Origin of the sequence: Blautia sp. HCP3S3_H10_2, assembly GCF_052122375.1 — a bacterium.
In the GTDB taxonomy this organism is placed as follows: domain Bacteria; phylum Bacillota; class Clostridia; order Lachnospirales; family Lachnospiraceae; genus Blautia_A.
The window spans coordinates 26,355-42,892 of sequence record NZ_JBQKCL010000013.1 but is presented as its reverse complement, the minus strand read 5'-3'; the positions used below and the strand labels follow the sequence as shown (position 1 = coordinate 42,892).

Below are 16,538 nucleotides of genomic sequence, written 5' to 3'. Positions count from 1 at the left end.
ATTACCTCCAAATGCACGGTTTTATGAATCTTATATTTGAAACAATTTCATAAGCACTCCATTTTTGCCCTTAACTTTTGTACTTTTTATCAAAAGCCTTATAAGTAATAGCTTCTGCAACATGCCTGGTGTGTATGAGCTCCTCTCCCTCCATATCAGCAATCGTTCTGGAGACTTTCAAAATCCTGTGGTAGGATCTGGCACTGAGTTCCATAAGTTCAAAAGCATCCTTTGCCACCTGAAGGGCATGCTCTGTGAGAACGCAGTATTTCTGGATTTGTTTGCCAGATAGTTCCCCATTAAAACAGATTTTTTCCCCTTGATAACGTTTCTGCTGTATTTTCCTGGCTTTTTCCACTCTTTTCCGGATAACAGCCGAGCTCTCTCCTTTCTTTGCACCTGAAATCTGGGAAAAACTAACTGGAGGCACATCAGCGCAAAGATCAATTCTTTCCAGAAGAGGCTGACTCAGTTTATGAAGATAATGGCTCACTTCCCCTGCTGTGCATCTGCACTTGTTCATGTCAGGATAATAACCACATGGGCAGGGATTCATGGCAGCCACCAAAATAAATCCGGCTGGAAATACATAAGTTCCGCTTGCTCTTGACAGCTGGATCTGTTTATCCTCCAAAGGCTGCCGGAGCACTTCCAGGCTTCTTCGTGTAAATTCCGGCAATTCATCCAGAAACAGCACTCCTCTGTGGGCAAGCGTCACTTCCCCTGGCCCTGGTATCCTGCCACCTCCGGCCAGAGCTGCTGCCGAACTGGTATGGTGGGGACTTCGAAAAGGCCTTACCTGGATCAGTGGTCTTTCCTGGCTTAAAAGGCCTGCAATGCTGTAAATTTTTGTAAGCTCCAGGCTTTCCTCAAAGGTAAGAGAAGGCATGATCGTAGGAATCCTTTTAGCCAGCATGGTTTTCCCGGTACCAGGTGGACCTATGAACAGAATATTGTGAAAACCGCTGACTGCGATCTCTGCTGCTCTTCTGGCACTTTCCTGTCCGCAGATTTCCATAAAATCCACAGCTGGAACCGCTTCTTTTTCTCTCTCTTTATGCTCTTCAAAAGGGACCCATCCTTTCTGGAATCCATCCGGGTCTGATACGACGTCCAGCACCTCCTTTATATGCCGGACACCAATCACCTGCATATCCTGCACCAGAATTCCTTCTTTCAGATTTCCAAAAGGGATAATGCAGTACCGGCATCCCAGCTCTCTGGCCCGGATCACTCTTGGCAGTACACCGGAAATGCTTCTCACTTCGCCATTCAGGCTAAGCTCGCCCATCACCATAACGTCCTTAAGCAGTCCTGGTTCCAGAAAACCTGCTGCTGCCAGAATTGCAGCTGCAACCGGCAGATCAAATCCAGCCCCCTCTTTTCTTAAATCTGCTGGTGCCAGATTCACAGTCACCTTCTTGGGCGGCAGACTGATTCCGTTATTTTTCAAGGCGGTACGCACTCTGTCCTGTGCTTCCTTAACCTGTGTGCTGGGAAAGCCAACCATAGTAAAGCAGGGAAGCCCGTTGCTTACATCTGCTTCCACCTGGACCGAACAGACTTCCATTCCGGAAATTGCCGCTGATAAAACACTTGCAAACACTCTTATTCCTTTCTGCAGATATAGTTCTTCCCCGTATCCGAAACTATTCTGCCGCTTCAATATGTCTCTGGAATAAAAAAGATGAAAAGATCAAAAAATAGTACTGGTCACATATAAATATTCTGACCCAAAGATGTGATTAAAAGATATACAAAATTTATTATAGCCCATTTTGCTCTGGATTGCAATAGTGCATTTCGTTCTGATTTATACTTTCTGAAAGAATTTGAACCCTTTCAGAGCCAGCGCATGTTTCCTTCTACTTTTAACTGCCAGCTCTGAACGATTCTACAGAAGAAAAAGAGGTGAACCTATGAAATTTCAGAGAATCCAGGATCTTCGGACAGACGCCGATCTTTCCCAGAAGCAGATCAGTGAAATTCTTCACATCAGCCAGCGCTCCTATTCCCATTATGAAACCGGCTCCAGGAATATTCCTATTGAAATGCTGATCCGGCTTGCAAATTACTATGAGACCAGTATTGACTATCTGGTCGGACGTACTGATAACAAGAAAATGCCAAAATGAGGGGGGAACAATCCTCCCCTCATTTTGGCATTTTCTTTTGCTTCGTATTTCATTATTTGCCTTCACTTCGAAGCTTCGCTTCCTGTTCTGCAATTTTCGTTATATTCGCGACTTCATATTCGTTAAAGATCTCCCCCTGATTATTATCAAAGGTATCCGGATCTTCCGTTCCTTTATACCAGGATTTGCCGTTAAAATAATCTGCAATTCTCTGTGTCACAAACTTCCTTCCATGACGGGCATAAATCTCATTTTTGGCCAGCTCCAGCTGATCGGAGGAATAGCCGGAAAGATCCTCATCTGTAAGATAACGGCTGTCACTTTCCGGGAAAATGTAATCCCTGTCAGAAATATCCGTATTCTTCTCTCCGGCAGCCTTCGTCACAGTTGGCTCTGCATTAACCAAAGCCGCCTTCTCCCTGGTCAGCACTTCATCTACAGATGGAGCCATTCCAGCACCATCCGCTGTCTCTACAGTGTCAAGACGCAGGTAAAGCTTGCCCTGGTCGAAGGTCATATTTCCACTTACCTTGTTTCCCCAGGAATCCGAAAAAGACAGTTTCGCCGCATTTCCGGATACCTTTGCCGTATCAGAAGCCTCTGAAACTTTGGTGCCCTCACTGTCCTTTGCCTGGGAAAATGAAAAAGTAACAGACTTAAGAGTAAGATCATCAATTGTCAATGTTACCAGGCCATCCTTGCTGTACCAGGTTCCATAATAGTCATTTGCCATAAATGCAGGCGCACGGCTGATTACCGGCGTAGGCGTCACGGTAGCAGTAGGCTCCGGTGTAGGCGTAGCAGTCGCAGCAGGTGTAGGTGTCACAGTAGGCACCTTTTCCAGTGCTTCAATAGCCGCCTTTTTCTGCTGTTCCTTCTGAAGATTCTTTTTGTGATTGGCAAATAGCAGACCTGCAATGCCAATCATGATGAATATGGCGATCAGTGCAAACAAAGTTGCTTTTAGTACATCTTTATTCTGTTTTTTCATATGCGCTTACCTCCTGTACCAAAATGACTTCCATGTCCCTGACCTGGAATAAAAACGATTGCTGTCGCTTCCTTTATTCCTGTCCATTCCAGCAATAGGTACAAAGCTTGCATGGTTCGATGTCAATGGATTTCTTCAGGTCATCCAGACGATGGTATTTCAGTGATGTAAAGTTCAGCTCTTTACGGATTTCCTCCAGCATTTCTTTATAATTGGTGGAATCCGGGTTTGCATAATCCTGCAGGATCTTATCGGATACATTTTCTCCCTCACGTTTTGCGATGATACGTCTTGTGATCAGATCCATTTCTGACTTGGAACGGGAAAAATTCAGATACTTACATCCGTATAAAAGAGGCGGGCATGCCGGGCGGATATGCACTTCCTTCGCCCCGTTATTATACAGAAATTCCGTTGTCTCCCTAAGCTGGGTGCCTCTTACAATAGAGTCATCGATCATCAGAAGACTCTTATCCTTGATCAGTTTATGTACCGGGATCAGCTTCATTCTGGCGATCAGATTACGCTGGCTCTGCTGGGTGGGCATAAAAGATCTGGGCCAGGTAGGAGTGTATTTGATAAACGGGCGGGCAAATGGAACTCCGGAGCGGTTTGCATAACCAATGGCATGTGCGATACCAGAATCCGGTACACCAGCTACCAGGTCCGGATTTACTTCCCCAGCATCTCTTCCAGCCAGAATATCCCCGCATTTATAGCGCATCTCCTCTACATTTACTCCTTCATAAGTAGAGGTAGGATAGCCATAATATACCCACAGGAAAGAACAGATCCGCATTTTCTCTCCTGGCTGCTGCAGCACCTGGGCACCCTCCGGCGTAATGAAGTCAATTTCACCAGGGCCTAATTCCTTCAGGTCCTCATATCCAAGATTAATATAAGCATGGCTTTCAAAGGAAGCGCAGCAGGCATCCTCTTTCCTGCCGATGACAAGCGGTGTACGGCCATAGCGGTCACGTGCTGCATATATTCCCTCTCCTGTCATAAGAAGAAGAGTCATGGAACCCTCGATCATCTCCTGGGCATAACGAATTCCTTCCACAATACTGTCCTTCTGATTGATCAGGGCCGCTGTCACTTCTGTTGGATTCACACTGCCGCCACTCATCTCCAGAAAATGGGTATGTCCATCCTGAAAACATTTCTCCACCAATGCTTCTATATTGTTGATCTTACCTACTGTGGTGATGGCAAAATTTCCCAGATGGGAACGCACTAGAAGAGGCTGGGGTTCATTATCGGAAATACAGCCGATTCCAATATTTCCCTCCATCTCTGCTACATCTTTGTCAAACTTGGTACGGAAGGGAGAGTTCTCAATATTATGGATCACACGGTTAAAACCGCCTATCCTGTCAAAAACAGCCATTCCACCTCTTCTTGTTCCCAGATGGGAATGATAATCAATTCCAAAAAAAAGATCCATTACACAATCAGACTTTGAAGCAACACCAAAAATTCCACCCATTTTCTCTTAGTCTCCTTATTTTTTCTCCTTTATAACGCCTTTTCGATAGGCATCCAAAAGCTGTTTCAGCTCCTGAATTCGTTCTTTCAGTGCCTTACCGTTATCCGTATCTCCTACAAGTGCACGCCTTGGGTTATACCGGACAGCCACACGGTTGGACACAATGTCCCTCTCAGTTGCCACTGCATCTTCTGCCGAAGTAAAAGGCTCATGTGCAGTCAGACTCAAACCATAGGAACTGTATATCAGAGTATATCCGGCAATACCGGTCACATTCCGGTATGCCTCGCAGAAACCACCATCAATTACGATCACTTTGCCGTCACATTTCACAGGATTCTCTCCCTCAAGCTGGTGTACCGGCACGTGACCGTTGATAATATGCCCTTTCTCCGGATCCAGTCCGAATTCCTGAAGCATACGGTTTACCACCTCTTCTTTTTCCCAGAGATGGTAGTAGGCATTCTTTTTCTCTTTGTGTGTCTCTTTATCTGCGATAAAATAACGCTCGAACGTGGTCATTTTATCTTTTCCATAAAGCGGGGAATTGGGACCTGCCCAGATATACCACAAAATATCCTGGCTTTCCTTCTTCTCCTTCTCGTCTACGGTAAAAAATGCTTTTCTTACATAGGCTTCCAGTTTATCATAAAGTGCCTTGCCTTTACAAGTCTCGCCATAAATCCGGACTTCTTTCAGAGTCCCGTCTTCATTAAGCGGAATGCTTCCGTGAAACAGAAGATTCCCATTATAGGTCTTGTAAAGGCCTCCTTTGTCCAGAAGCAGCTGCATATGGTTCTGCAGCTTTTCACAATTCCGGAATGCTGAAGTCAGACGCTCTATCACATCTTTTTCCCCGTCAGTCAGTTCATAGGGATGTTCCCAGTCAATGGTTGGGAAATGATTATCCAGAAGCTTATGCTCTGTTCCATCTGGCAGGCGGACAGTTCCATGCTCCGGATCAATGCCTTCCAGCACACACCGGTTCTCCATGTGAAAATCCGGATGTTCTTTGGCAAGGGCTCCTTCCAGCTTAAACTGGATAATGGAAATTGCCTTGTGCATTTTCCGGCTTAATTCTTTCTCCAGGGCATTATAATTAGAAGGATTTCCATGAATTTCGAAAACATCACAGGGATCATCCCCATATACTTCCATCGCAAAAGCAGCAAGGGGCATCATATTGATCCCGTAACCATCTTCCAGAATATCAAGATTGCCGTAACGGATGCTGTTTCGGATCACTGTCGCCATACATGCGGCCTGGCCCACAGCAGCTCCCATCCAGACTACGTCATGATTGCCCCACTGAATATCCAGGGAATGGTAATCCATCAGTCTGTCCATGATAAAATGGGGACCCGGACCTCTGTCATAGATATCTCCAAGCACATGAAGATGGTCTACAACCAGCCTCTGGATCAGCTCTGCAAGGGCAATGATAAAATTCTCTGCCCTGCCGATATCAATGATGGTATCTACAATAGAATCGTAGTAAGCTTCTTTGTCAAGAACCTCCGCTTTTTCCGTGATCAGTTCTTCTATAACATATGCATAATCCGCAGGCAAAGCCTTGCGTACCTTGGATCTGGTATACTTGGAGGCAGTGGTCTTGCACACCTCGATCAGACGGTACAGGGTAATCTTGTACCAGTTTAGCATATCCGGTTCTTTTTTCTTTACATAGGCAATTTTCTCCTTGGGATAATACACAAGGGTTGCCAGGGAACGCTTGTCACTGTTGCTTAAGGTGTGTCCGAATACATCGTCTATTTTCTTCCGCACTGCACCTGAACCATTTCGGAGCACGTGGGAAAAAGCCTCGTACTCTCCGTGGATATCAGACAAAAAATGCTCTGTGCCTTTGGGAAGATTGAGAATAGACTGGAGATTGATAATCTCTGTGGAAGCTTTCCCAATGGTGGGATAAAGTTCCGCCAGACGTTGTAGGTAACGCAGTTCTTCTGTCTTCATGAAGCCTCCTGTTGCAATATTTTTCCATAGCGGTTCAGAGCCAACTTCCAAAATGCGACCCATTTCGTCGGTGTGGCGTATCCGCTGCTATTCGCAGGTAACATTATCCAGCATTCGTTGAAAAATCAAACAACGAAATCTGATTGGACTGTGGGATATCCCCAAACAGCCCAAGCTTATCCATAAGCTCAATAACGGTCTTGCTGACCTTGGTGCGGTCGCGGAAATCATCCTTGGAAAGAAATCTTCCCTGCACGGCAGCATCCACCACGGCATCTGCCGCTTTGTCCCCAAGACCTTCTATGGAGTCAATAGAGGGCATTAGTTTCCCTTCTATGATCTGGAAACGGTGAGCCTTCGCCCGATAAATATCGATCGGCATAAATTCATAGCCTCTTGCGTACATCTCCTGTACAATACGCATATCCTTCAGGGTATCCTGCTCCTTCTTGGACGCCGAATCTCCCTTCTTACGGATCTCTGCCATATAAAACTCCAGCTTTTCTTTTCCCATACACATAAGCTCATAGGAAAAAGCGGTGGCACGGATACTGAAATATGCCCCATAATAAGCCAATGGCTGGAATACCTTGAACCAGGCAATCCTGTAAGCCATCATAACATAAGCCGCTGCATGGGCTTTCGGGAACATATATTTGATTTTTTTACAGGACCAGATATACCAGTCCGGAACCCCATGTTCCTTCATAGTGGTGATCCATTCATCACGAAGGCCTTTTCCCTTACGGACACTCTCCATAATGGTAAAAGCAAGACCACTTTCCACGCCCTGTCCAATGAGATAGATCATAATATCATCTCGGGTACAGATTGCGGTGGAAATAGTAGCCTTTCCTTCCTCGATAAGCTTCTGGGCATTTCCCAGCCATACGTCTGTACCATGGGAAAGCCCGGCGATACGGATCAGGTCAGAAAAATATTTCGGCTTGGTATCCATAAGCATCTGCATGGCAAAGTCCGTACCGAACTCCGGAATGCCAAGACAGCCAAGCTTACACCCACCAATATCCTTCGGCTCGATTCCAAGGGCTTCGGTGCTGGCAAACAAGGACATAACCGCCTTATCATCAAGAGGGACTTCCCTTGCATTTAAGTCTGTCATATCCTCAAGGGTACGGATCATGGTAGGATCATCGTGTCCAAGGATATCCAGCTTCAGCAGGTTTCCATCAATGGAGTGGTAATCAAAATGGGTGGTGATAAACCCACTGCTGGAATCGTTTGCCGGATACTGGACCGGAGTAAATTTCTCAATCTCTTCTCCCATGGGGAGTACGATAATACCTCCAGGATGCTGTCCGGTACTTCGCCGGATACCGGTACATCCCTGTACAATACGGTTGATCTCACAGGAACGCTTGTGCTGTCCCCGCTCTTCAAAGTAATTCTTTACATAACCAAATGCAGTCTTATCTGCCAGGGTACCAATGGTACCGGCCTTAAAGGTCTGGCCTTTTCCGAAAATAACTTCTGTATAATGATGGGCATTGGACTGGTATTCTCCTGAGAAATTCAGGTCAATATCCGGCTCCTTGTCTCCCTTAAATCCAAGGAACGTCTCAAAAGGAATATCAAAGCCCTGTTTGGTCATTTTAGTGCCGCATTTCGGACAGATACGGTCTGGCATATCACACCCTGCCATACCGGAAAATGCCTTGATCTCCGGAGAATCAAAGTCGCTGTATTTGCACTCCGGATTCGGGCAGAGATAATGAGGTGGAAGAGGATTTACCTCTGTGATACCAGACATGGTCGCAGCAAGGGAAGATCCTACCGATCCTCGCGATCCCACCAGATAACCGTCTGCATTGGACTTCCACACCAGTTTCTGGGCGATAATGTACATCACCGCATATCCATTGGAAATAATAGAATGCAGCTCTTTGTCCAGACGTTCTTCCACGATCTTCGGAAGCACCTCTCCGTACATTTCGTGTGCTTTCTGGAAACACATGTCCTTCAGGTCCTGGTCAGAGTTTTCAATGACCGGCGGGTATTTATCCGGATGGATCGGAGACATTTTCTCTATCATATCCGCTATCTTTACCGTATTTGTAATTACTACTTCCTCCGCCTTCTCACTTCCAAGATAAGAAAACTCCTCCATCATTTCCTCTGTAGTACGAAGGTACAACGGCGCCTGGTTATCGGCATCCTTGAAACCGCTTCCTGCCATGATAATACGACGGTAAATCTCGTCCTGTGGATCCATAAAATGCACGTCGCAGGTGGCAACTACCGGTTTGTTGAACTGCTCTCCCAGCTTCACGATCTTCTTATTGATCTCGATCAGGTCTTCCTTGGAGTGGATCGTGTCATTCTTTTCATCCTCCACCATGAACATATTGTTCCCAAGCGGCTGGATTTCCAGATAATCATAGAAGGTTACCAGTCTTGCAATCTCCTGCTCCGGTGCATTGCGAAGCAGCGCCTGGTAAAGCTCTCCTGCCTCACAGGCACTTCCAATAAGAAGCCCGTCCCTGTGAGCCTCGAACACGCTTTTTGGCACACGTGGCCTGTGGTTAAAATATTTAATATGGGACTGGCTTACCAGCTTATACAGATTAATACGGCCAGTTTCATTGCGCATAAAAATTACGGCATGATAGGTGGGCAGCTTCTTGATGGTATCCGGGGAAATTTTTCCCTGCTCATTCAGCTGGTCTACATCTGTAATATCTCTCTGGGCGCACATTTCCACAAATTTCTCAAAAATCCTTGCAGTACACTCTGCATCATCCACAGCCCGATGGTGATGATCCAGGGAAACACCAACTGCTTTTGCCACTGTATCCAGCTTAAAACGGTTCAGGGCAGGCAGAAGGAATCTGGCCATACCAACTGTATCTACATAGGTAAAATCATTGGGAATACCCATGCGGTTACAGTTCTCTATGATAAAGCTCATATCGAAATCTGCATTGTGGGCTACCATGGTAGCTCCTTCGCAGAATTTCAGAAATTCCGGTAAAATTTCTTCAATCGGACGGGCATCCATCACCATGCTGTCATTGATGCTGGTCAGCTGCTCGATTCGAAACGGAATCGGCACCTGTGGATTGACAAATGTAGAAAAACGGTCGGTAATTTTGCCATTTTCTACCAGCACCGCACCGATCTCGATGATCTTACAGGTCAGAGGAGAAAATCCGGTGGTCTCAATATCAAAAACAACAAATCTTCCGTCCAGGGACTGTCCTTTGGGCCCTGTAACCATACCTTTCAGATCGTCTACCAGATACGCCTCCATACCATAAAGGACCTTAAAGTCAGAATCCTTTGGCACGCAGCCTCCCCAGGCATCAAAACAGTGATTCGCCTCCGGGAAAGCCTGTACCACACCATGGTCAGTGATAGCGATTGCCGGATGTCCCCATTCATAGGCACGTTTTACCAGAGCTTTCGCCTCTGTTACACCATCCATGTCGCTCATCTTGGTATGGCAGTGCAGTTCCACTCGTTTCTGAGGGCTGGTATCCACTCTTGCACTTCTGAAATCAGCGATTTTCTTGATTCCGGAAATAGAACCTATGGTAAGTTCGCCATCGAAACGGTCAATGGAAGTAACACCTTTAATTTTCAGGAAAGCGCCCTTTTTCACATGATCTTTTATTTCTGGGACCTGCTCGTTGCGCAGGAACATTTTTACTGTAATGGAATCGGTAAAATCAGTGACCGGGAAGATCAAAATGGTCTTCTCGTTCCGGATTTCCCTTGCCTCCACATCCATAACCTGGCAGCGGATGACAACCTCGCCCATTTCCTGCACGATATTTTCCAGAGGAATGGGATCTGCTTCAAAATCTCTTCCATATATAACATCCGGGTTTGGATCCTTGCGGAAGCCACCACGGAAATCGCCGCCCCATTTTCCCTTCTTCTCAAAAGGCTTTTTCTCGAAGGATTTCTTTTCCTGTGCTTTTGGTTCTTTCTCCGCTTTCTTTTCTGTTTCCCCTGCTGCCTTTTTCCCGGCATCCTGGCTTGCTTTCTCCTTTGCTGCCTCAATGGCTTTCGCACTTTCCTCTTCTGTGGAAAGCTTGGCATGCTTCAGCACATTTGCCACTTCCTGACGGATCTGGATGGCCGCATTCTTACGGTATTTGCTCTCTTCTGTCTGTACATAATCCAGGGAAACCTTCAGATTCATTCCGCAGCGTTCACAGAAAACCTTGTGAAGATACTCCACAAGGATCTCACTCTTCTGTCTGGAAATTACAGAATCCGGAAGCACCATGTTCAGGCAGTCATCCTCCGGGAACGTGATCTGCGCCTGTTTGAACAGGTTGTATTCCAGCATATTGTAATTTCGAAGCTCCAGCTCCATACTGGAACGGTAAGTATCCAGAAAATTCTTCGGCGTGTACTGTCTGGACAGGTGGAATTTCTCGATTACCTTCACACTTACTTCAATTCCAGGAAAACATTGTCTTTTGATCTGTTCCTCCAGGCTGAAAATATGCTTCTTATGAATCCATCTGTCACTTTTCAGGTATACCCGCACGCAGGTTTTCGCAGAATTACACGCCACCTTTGTGACGATCACGTCCTCCAGAAGTTCACTTAATTCCTGCTTTAATTTTAAATTTGGAAATACGTCAAAAAATTCTTTTTCCATTTATAGAATATACACCTTCTGTTTTATCCAAATACGACTGTTCACTCTACGTTTTACTGACCCGCCTCACTGGTCTTCCAGTTCATCAACTCATCACGTAACGTTTCCAGGAGCTGATCCTCTGGCACCTTCTTTATGATCTCGCCGCCTTTGATCAGAAGCCCAACGCCTGCGCCACCGGCGATTCCGATATCAGCTTCCTTCGCTTCTCCTGGTCCATTTACCACACACCCCATTACTGCGACCTTGATGTCAAGTGGGATATCCTGTACCATAGTTTCTACTTTATTTGCCAGACCAATCAGATCGATCTGGGTACGTCCGCAGGTCGGGCAGGACACTACTTCCACCCCGCCCTTGCGAAGTCCTAATGTCTTCAGAATACGTTTAGCGGATTTCACCTCTTCTAACGGAGCGCCTGTCAGGGAAACACGGATGGTATCGCCGATTCCCTGGTACAGGATGATACCAAGTCCAATAGCGGATTTAATATTTCCAGAATATAAGGTTCCGGCTTCTGTAATTCCTACATGAAGCGGATAACTGGTCTGCTTCGCGATCAATTCATGAGCCCTTGCGCACATCATCACATCCGAAGATTTGATACTGATCACCAGATTGTCATAGCCAAGTTCTTCGATCATATGCACTTTGTCAAGAGCACTCTCTACCAGACCTTCTGCAGTCACTCCATGGTATTTTTCCACCAGCTCTTTCTCAAGGGAGCCACTGTTTACCCCGACACGGATAGGAATATTCCGCTCCTTCGCCACATCCACAACAGCCTTGATGCGCTCTTTACTTCCAATATTTCCCGGATTGATCCGAATCTTATCTGCCCCATTTTCCATGGCTGCAATGGCAAGGCGATAGTCAAAATGGATATCCGCCACCAGGGGAATGTGAATCTGTTTCTTGATCTCTCCCAGCGCTTTCGCAGCTTCCATAGTAGGTACTGCACAGCGGATGATATCACAGCCAGCTGCCTCAAGGGCAAGAATCTGCTCAACCGTAGCCTGCACATCTTCTGTCTTTGTATTGGTCATTGACTGGATCAGGATCGGGTTTCCCCCTCCAATCTTTTTATTTCCTATCTGAATGACCTTGGTATGATCTCTATACATAGTTTATTCCTCCAATTTTTGCATTTATGATAACATCTGCATATGAGCCTGTTTTTTTCCTTTTAAACTCCTGTACAGCAGCAGATGTATAGAGCACAAAAGGGATGTCTTATTGTGACACCCCTGCTGCATGGCATACTGGAGCTATCTGAAAAACCATTCCTGCGAAAAAAGCTTTTTCAAACACACTCTAATGCTGGATTTCCAACAATTTTTTCTTCAAATCCTCTTCCATTTTGCGCATTTCCATCTCTGCTTGCGCCCGTTTCGCCCGTCCTTCCTTCTGGATATTCATTACGTCATCCAGAGTGGCGATCAGCTCCTGGTTAGTCTGCTTCAAAGTCTCAATATCCACAATTCCACGCTCTGATTCCTTCACAGTCGCAGTGGATGCAAGATGAAGTGCCTGGGCATTTTTCTTCAAAAGTTCATTAGTCAGATTCGTCACTTCTCTTTGTGCCTGAGCAGCCTCTGTGGAGTGGGCAATTCCAAGTGCCAATACCATCTGGCTTTTCCAAAGAGGAATGGTATTGACAATGGTGGTCTGGATTTTTTCCACCATAAGGGTATCATTGTTCTGCACAAGGCGGATCTGTGGTGCCGTCTGAAGGGAAACGGTTCTGGTCAGTTCCAGGTCATGAAGCTTCTTCTCGAAGCGGTTGCATTTACTGTCCAGATCCTTAGCTTCCTGTGCATCCTCTGGCAGGCCGCTGGCTGCAGCCTTTGCCTCCAGCTCTCTCAGTTTCCCATCACGCACATCCTGAAGCTTCTGCTTCCCGGCAAGAATGTACATGGTCAGTTCTTTATAATAATTCAGATTCTGGGAATACATCTTCTCCAGAACCGCAGAATCTTTCATCAGACGCATCTGGTGTTCCTCCAGTGAGGTCACGATCTTCTGAACGGTTACTTCTGCTTTTGCATAGCGGTTTTTCAGATTTTCGATTTTATTTCCCTGTTTTTTGAAAAAGCCAAGGAACCCCTTCTCTTCCTCCGCCACGTCAAAATCACGTAGTTCTCCCACAACCTGGCTGATCAGGTCTCCCACTTCTCCAAGATCCTGGGTGCGCACATTCTCAAGAGCCGCATCGGAAAAATCCGCCATCTTCTTCTGTGTTCCCGCGCCATATTGTAAAATCTGGTTGGTATTCTCGATGTCGATTTTCTGGGCAAAGCTATCCACCATCTGCTGTTCCTCATGGGAAAGAACGGTCTGTTCCATTTCTTTTTTTACAGCTTCTACTTCTGGCTGTACTGCCATCTCTGCCCTAGGCTCTCCCAAATCTGGTTCCAGTGTCAGTGTGGGTGCGTTATCTTCAAAACCTGTAAATTCGTTTCCCATAGCTTCCTCCTTATGGTTGCTGTTTACATTCTTCACATAATCCTTTTATTCTTTTCCTGCCTTCTTCCTCATGCGGGTAAGCTCGTCCTCTGTCAGCCCCTCCTGGGCAAGCACTGTATTCAGAACCGAAATGTCGCTGGAAACATCCATGGCCACATCTGCAAATACAGAATCCAGAAGCTTCTCAAAAGCGATGTTCAAAGTATCGATGGTTTCCTCGATCTCTTTCTTAGAGGAAGTGATGTTCTCTCCCTGCACAGGCTGGCTGTCCATGTCCTCATAGGCATTCAGAAGCTTCACAGTCATGGGAAGATAATAGTCCATCAGGCGGTTCAGGTCCGTGATGATCTCCGGATGTGCCTTCGCCCTCTCAAAGATTTTCGCCACGATCAGCTCCATGCGGGAAATTTTCCTGGAGATTTCCTCGCCTGGTATGGCATTGTTGCTCCTGCGGATCTTTTCAAGGAAATCATTTCCTTTATCAAGAACCTGTCGAACTTCCGGGGAAAGGTTCTCTTTCTCTTCCTGACGCTTTCTTTCCTCTGCCTGCTGACGGCTTTCGTCCGCCCGGCGCGCGCTCTCATCGGCCTGCTGCCGGAGCAGTGTTTCCTTCTGCTGACGCTCTTCTAACTGCTTCTGGGTACTTACATATTGCTCATAGGTTTCATTACTGGTGATCAGACAGGTCTCCTGCTTGTCTACATGTCCCTGAAGAAACCAGCCTTTTTTTATCATTCGTTTGATGTCTTTTTTTACAAATTTCACCGGCTTATCAACTGCAAGTGCAAGCTGCTGGAAATTTCCGTAGGTGTGGCTTCCCAATGCGTCAATATATTTGCTGCGGCGTTTCAGTCCTGCAAGGGTCGTGCAGCCCTGGCCGAGAAGGAGACCGCTGGCGGCGGTAAGGACGGTTAAACCAGCCGAAACACCTAACACAGCACCTTTTCCAAATCCAATCCCAAGCGCTCCACAAAGTATAGCAGCTATTCCAAAAGTTCCGGTAAGAATCCCGCCAAACACAGTCTTTAAAAGACCTTTCACCCTGATCCCATTGGCAGATGAATACAATGTCAGATCTGTCTGACCAAAGACAGAAGAATTTGCGTCTGTATTTCCAGACGCTTCTCCATTTCTTCGATTTCTCTCATTTTCCTGATTATTTCCTTCTTTCTGGAATTCCCAGGAACGGTTCTGCCTGTAATCATACGAGCTTCCAGTACGGTAATTGGTATATTTCCCACTTCCTACCGTATTGTTCAGTGCATCCTTAAGCGCATCACTTCCATTATCAATCGCTTTGTTCAGCGCCTGGTTGATGGTCTGACTCAGTTTCTGGTAATTTTTCTCATTTATAGCACTGTCAATGATGTCCTGGATCTTATCTCCCAGCTCATCAAATTCATTATATCCCATATTTTCCTCCGGATATTTTATTCCGTAATGCTTGTTTTTATTATACAAAAATCCCCTGCAAAAAACAAGACAACAGAAAAATATAAACCATTTCTCCCTTTTGACGGGATTTTCACGGGAAAATCATCTAAATTTCTACTTTTCCCATTGAATTTCACACGTAAAAGTTTTACAATAGTAAAAAGCGTCGTGAATTCAATTGTTACTACAAGTAAAGAATCCACCCGAAGAAATTACTCTAGGAGGAAATTGTTATGGAGAAAAAGAACATTGACTGGGGCAACCTGGGCTTTGGTTATGTAAAAACCGATTACCGTTATGTATCTAATTATAAAAACGGTGCATGGGATGAGGGAGGACTTACCACAGATGATACCGTTACCATCAGCGAGTGCGCAGGTGTCCTTCAGTATGCACAGACTGTTTTCGAAGGTATGAAAGCATACACCACAGAAGACGGACGTATTGTTACTTTCCGTCCTGACCTGAACGGAGAGCGTATGGAGCATTCCGCAGCAAGACTGGAAATGCCTGTATTCCCGAAAGACCGTTTTGTTGATGCAGTTGTTCAGACAATTAAAGCAAATGCTGCATATGTACCACCATATGGTTCTGGTGCTACTTTATATGTACGTCCATACATGTTCGGAAGTGATGCTGTTATCGGCGTAAAGCCAGCTAATGAGTATCAGTTCCGTGTATTCACCACACCAGTTGGACCATATTTCAAGGGCGGCGCTAAGCCGATCACAATCCGTGTCAGTGATTTCGACCGTGCTGCACCGAATGGTACCGGTCATATCAAAGCTGGTCTGAACTATGCGATGAGCCTTCACGCAATCGTTGATGCCCATAAGAATGGATTTGATGAGAACATGTATCTTGATTCCAAGACACGTACCAAGGTTGAAGAAACTGGCGGTGCAAACTTCCTGTTCGTAACAAAGGATGGCAAGGTCGTAACACCGAAGTCTGACAGTATTCTTCCTTCTATCACACGTCGTTCCCTGATCTATGTTGCCAAGGAATATCTTGGACTGGAAGCAGAGGAAAGAGAAGTATACTTCGACGAAGTAAAAGATTTCGCAGAGTGTGGTCTTTGTGGTACTGCTGCTGTTATCTCTCCTGTTGGCAAGATCGTTGACCACGGTAAAGAGATCTGCTTCCCAAGCGGCATGAACGAAATGGGACCGATTACCAAGAAGCTGTATGAGACACTTACCGGAATCCAAATGGGCCGTATCCAGGCTCCTGAGGGATGGCTGAAAGTTATCGAGTAATTTTTAGAGGCTGCGGTTCACTGAACCACAGCCTCTTATTTTTCATTCTTATACCATTTTACAACCTGCATAAAATTTTCAATTTTCATAAATTTAGCCTTGACTTTTTATTTGCAGGCTTTCTAGCAGTTTCAGAACCTCATCCTTTTCTCAT

Annotated in this window: 10 protein-coding genes; 2 read left to right on the top strand and 8 right to left on the bottom strand. The window is 45.8% G+C overall.

The window, feature by feature from the left end; translation table 11 throughout:
* Positions 1–70 precede the first annotated feature (70 nt).
* Positions 71–1,666 (bottom strand): YifB family Mg chelatase-like AAA ATPase, encoded by a 1,596-nt coding sequence (locus ACTQWB_RS13925; protein WP_441502649.1) that lies wholly within the window; start codon positions 1,664–1,666, stop codon positions 71–73.
* 253 nt (positions 1,667–1,919) lie between these two features.
* Here ACTQWB_RS13925 and ACTQWB_RS13920 point away from each other — a divergent pair, with 253 nt between their 5' ends.
* Positions 1,920–2,135 (top strand): helix-turn-helix domain-containing protein, encoded by a 216-nt coding sequence (locus ACTQWB_RS13920; RefSeq protein ID WP_441502648.1) that lies wholly within the window; start codon positions 1,920–1,922, stop codon positions 2,133–2,135.
* Positions 2,136–2,187: 52 nt separating this feature from the next.
* Here ACTQWB_RS13920 and ACTQWB_RS13915 read toward each other — a convergent pair whose 3' ends face one another.
* The 7 genes from ACTQWB_RS13915 to ACTQWB_RS13885 all read right to left on the bottom strand — a co-directional run bounded on the left by ACTQWB_RS13915 (position 2,188) and on the right by ACTQWB_RS13885 (position 15,104).
* Complete coding sequence (locus tag ACTQWB_RS13915; RefSeq protein ID WP_441514611.1) at positions 2,188–3,126, bottom strand: YARHG domain-containing protein; 939 nt, start codon at positions 3,124–3,126, stop codon at positions 2,188–2,190.
* 73 nt (positions 3,127–3,199) lie between these two features.
* Positions 3,200–4,615 (bottom strand): amidophosphoribosyltransferase, encoded by a 1,416-nt coding sequence (locus tag ACTQWB_RS13910; RefSeq protein WP_441502761.1) that lies wholly within the window; start codon positions 4,613–4,615, stop codon positions 3,200–3,202.
* A gap of 15 nt (positions 4,616–4,630) precedes the next feature.
* Positions 4,631–6,589 (bottom strand): fructose-1,6-bisphosphatase, encoded by a 1,959-nt coding sequence (locus tag ACTQWB_RS13905; protein WP_441502760.1) that lies wholly within the window; start codon positions 6,587–6,589, stop codon positions 4,631–4,633.
* 103 nt (positions 6,590–6,692) lie between these two features.
* Positions 6,693–11,225 carry a PolC-type DNA polymerase III gene (locus ACTQWB_RS13900; protein WP_441502759.1) on the bottom strand — a complete coding sequence of 1,511 codons (4,533 nt, stop codon included), beginning with the start codon at positions 11,223–11,225 and terminating at the stop codon, positions 6,693–6,695.
* A 53-nt stretch (positions 11,226–11,278) separates the two neighbouring features.
* Complete coding sequence (ispG, locus tag ACTQWB_RS13895) at positions 11,279–12,349, bottom strand: flavodoxin-dependent (E)-4-hydroxy-3-methylbut-2-enyl-diphosphate synthase (RefSeq protein WP_441502758.1); 1,071 nt, start codon at positions 12,347–12,349, stop codon at positions 11,279–11,281.
* Positions 12,350–12,539: 190 nt separating this feature from the next.
* On the bottom strand, positions 12,540–13,691 hold the full coding sequence (locus ACTQWB_RS13890) for a toxic anion resistance protein (protein ID WP_441502757.1): 1,152 nt from the start codon (positions 13,689–13,691) through the stop codon (positions 12,540–12,542).
* A 45-nt stretch (positions 13,692–13,736) separates the two neighbouring features.
* Positions 13,737–15,104: a 5-bromo-4-chloroindolyl phosphate hydrolysis family protein gene (locus ACTQWB_RS13885; RefSeq protein ID WP_441502756.1), complete on the bottom strand. Its 1,368-nt coding sequence runs from the start codon at positions 15,102–15,104 to the stop codon at positions 13,737–13,739.
* Positions 15,105–15,358: 254 nt separating this feature from the next.
* On the opposite strand from ACTQWB_RS13885, the gene ACTQWB_RS13880 reads away from it, so the two are divergent.
* Positions 15,359–16,384, top strand: coding sequence for a branched-chain amino acid aminotransferase (locus ACTQWB_RS13880; protein ID WP_441502755.1), 1,026 nt, complete (start codon positions 15,359–15,361; stop codon positions 16,382–16,384).
* The last annotated feature ends 154 nt before the right edge of the window (positions 16,385–16,538 follow it).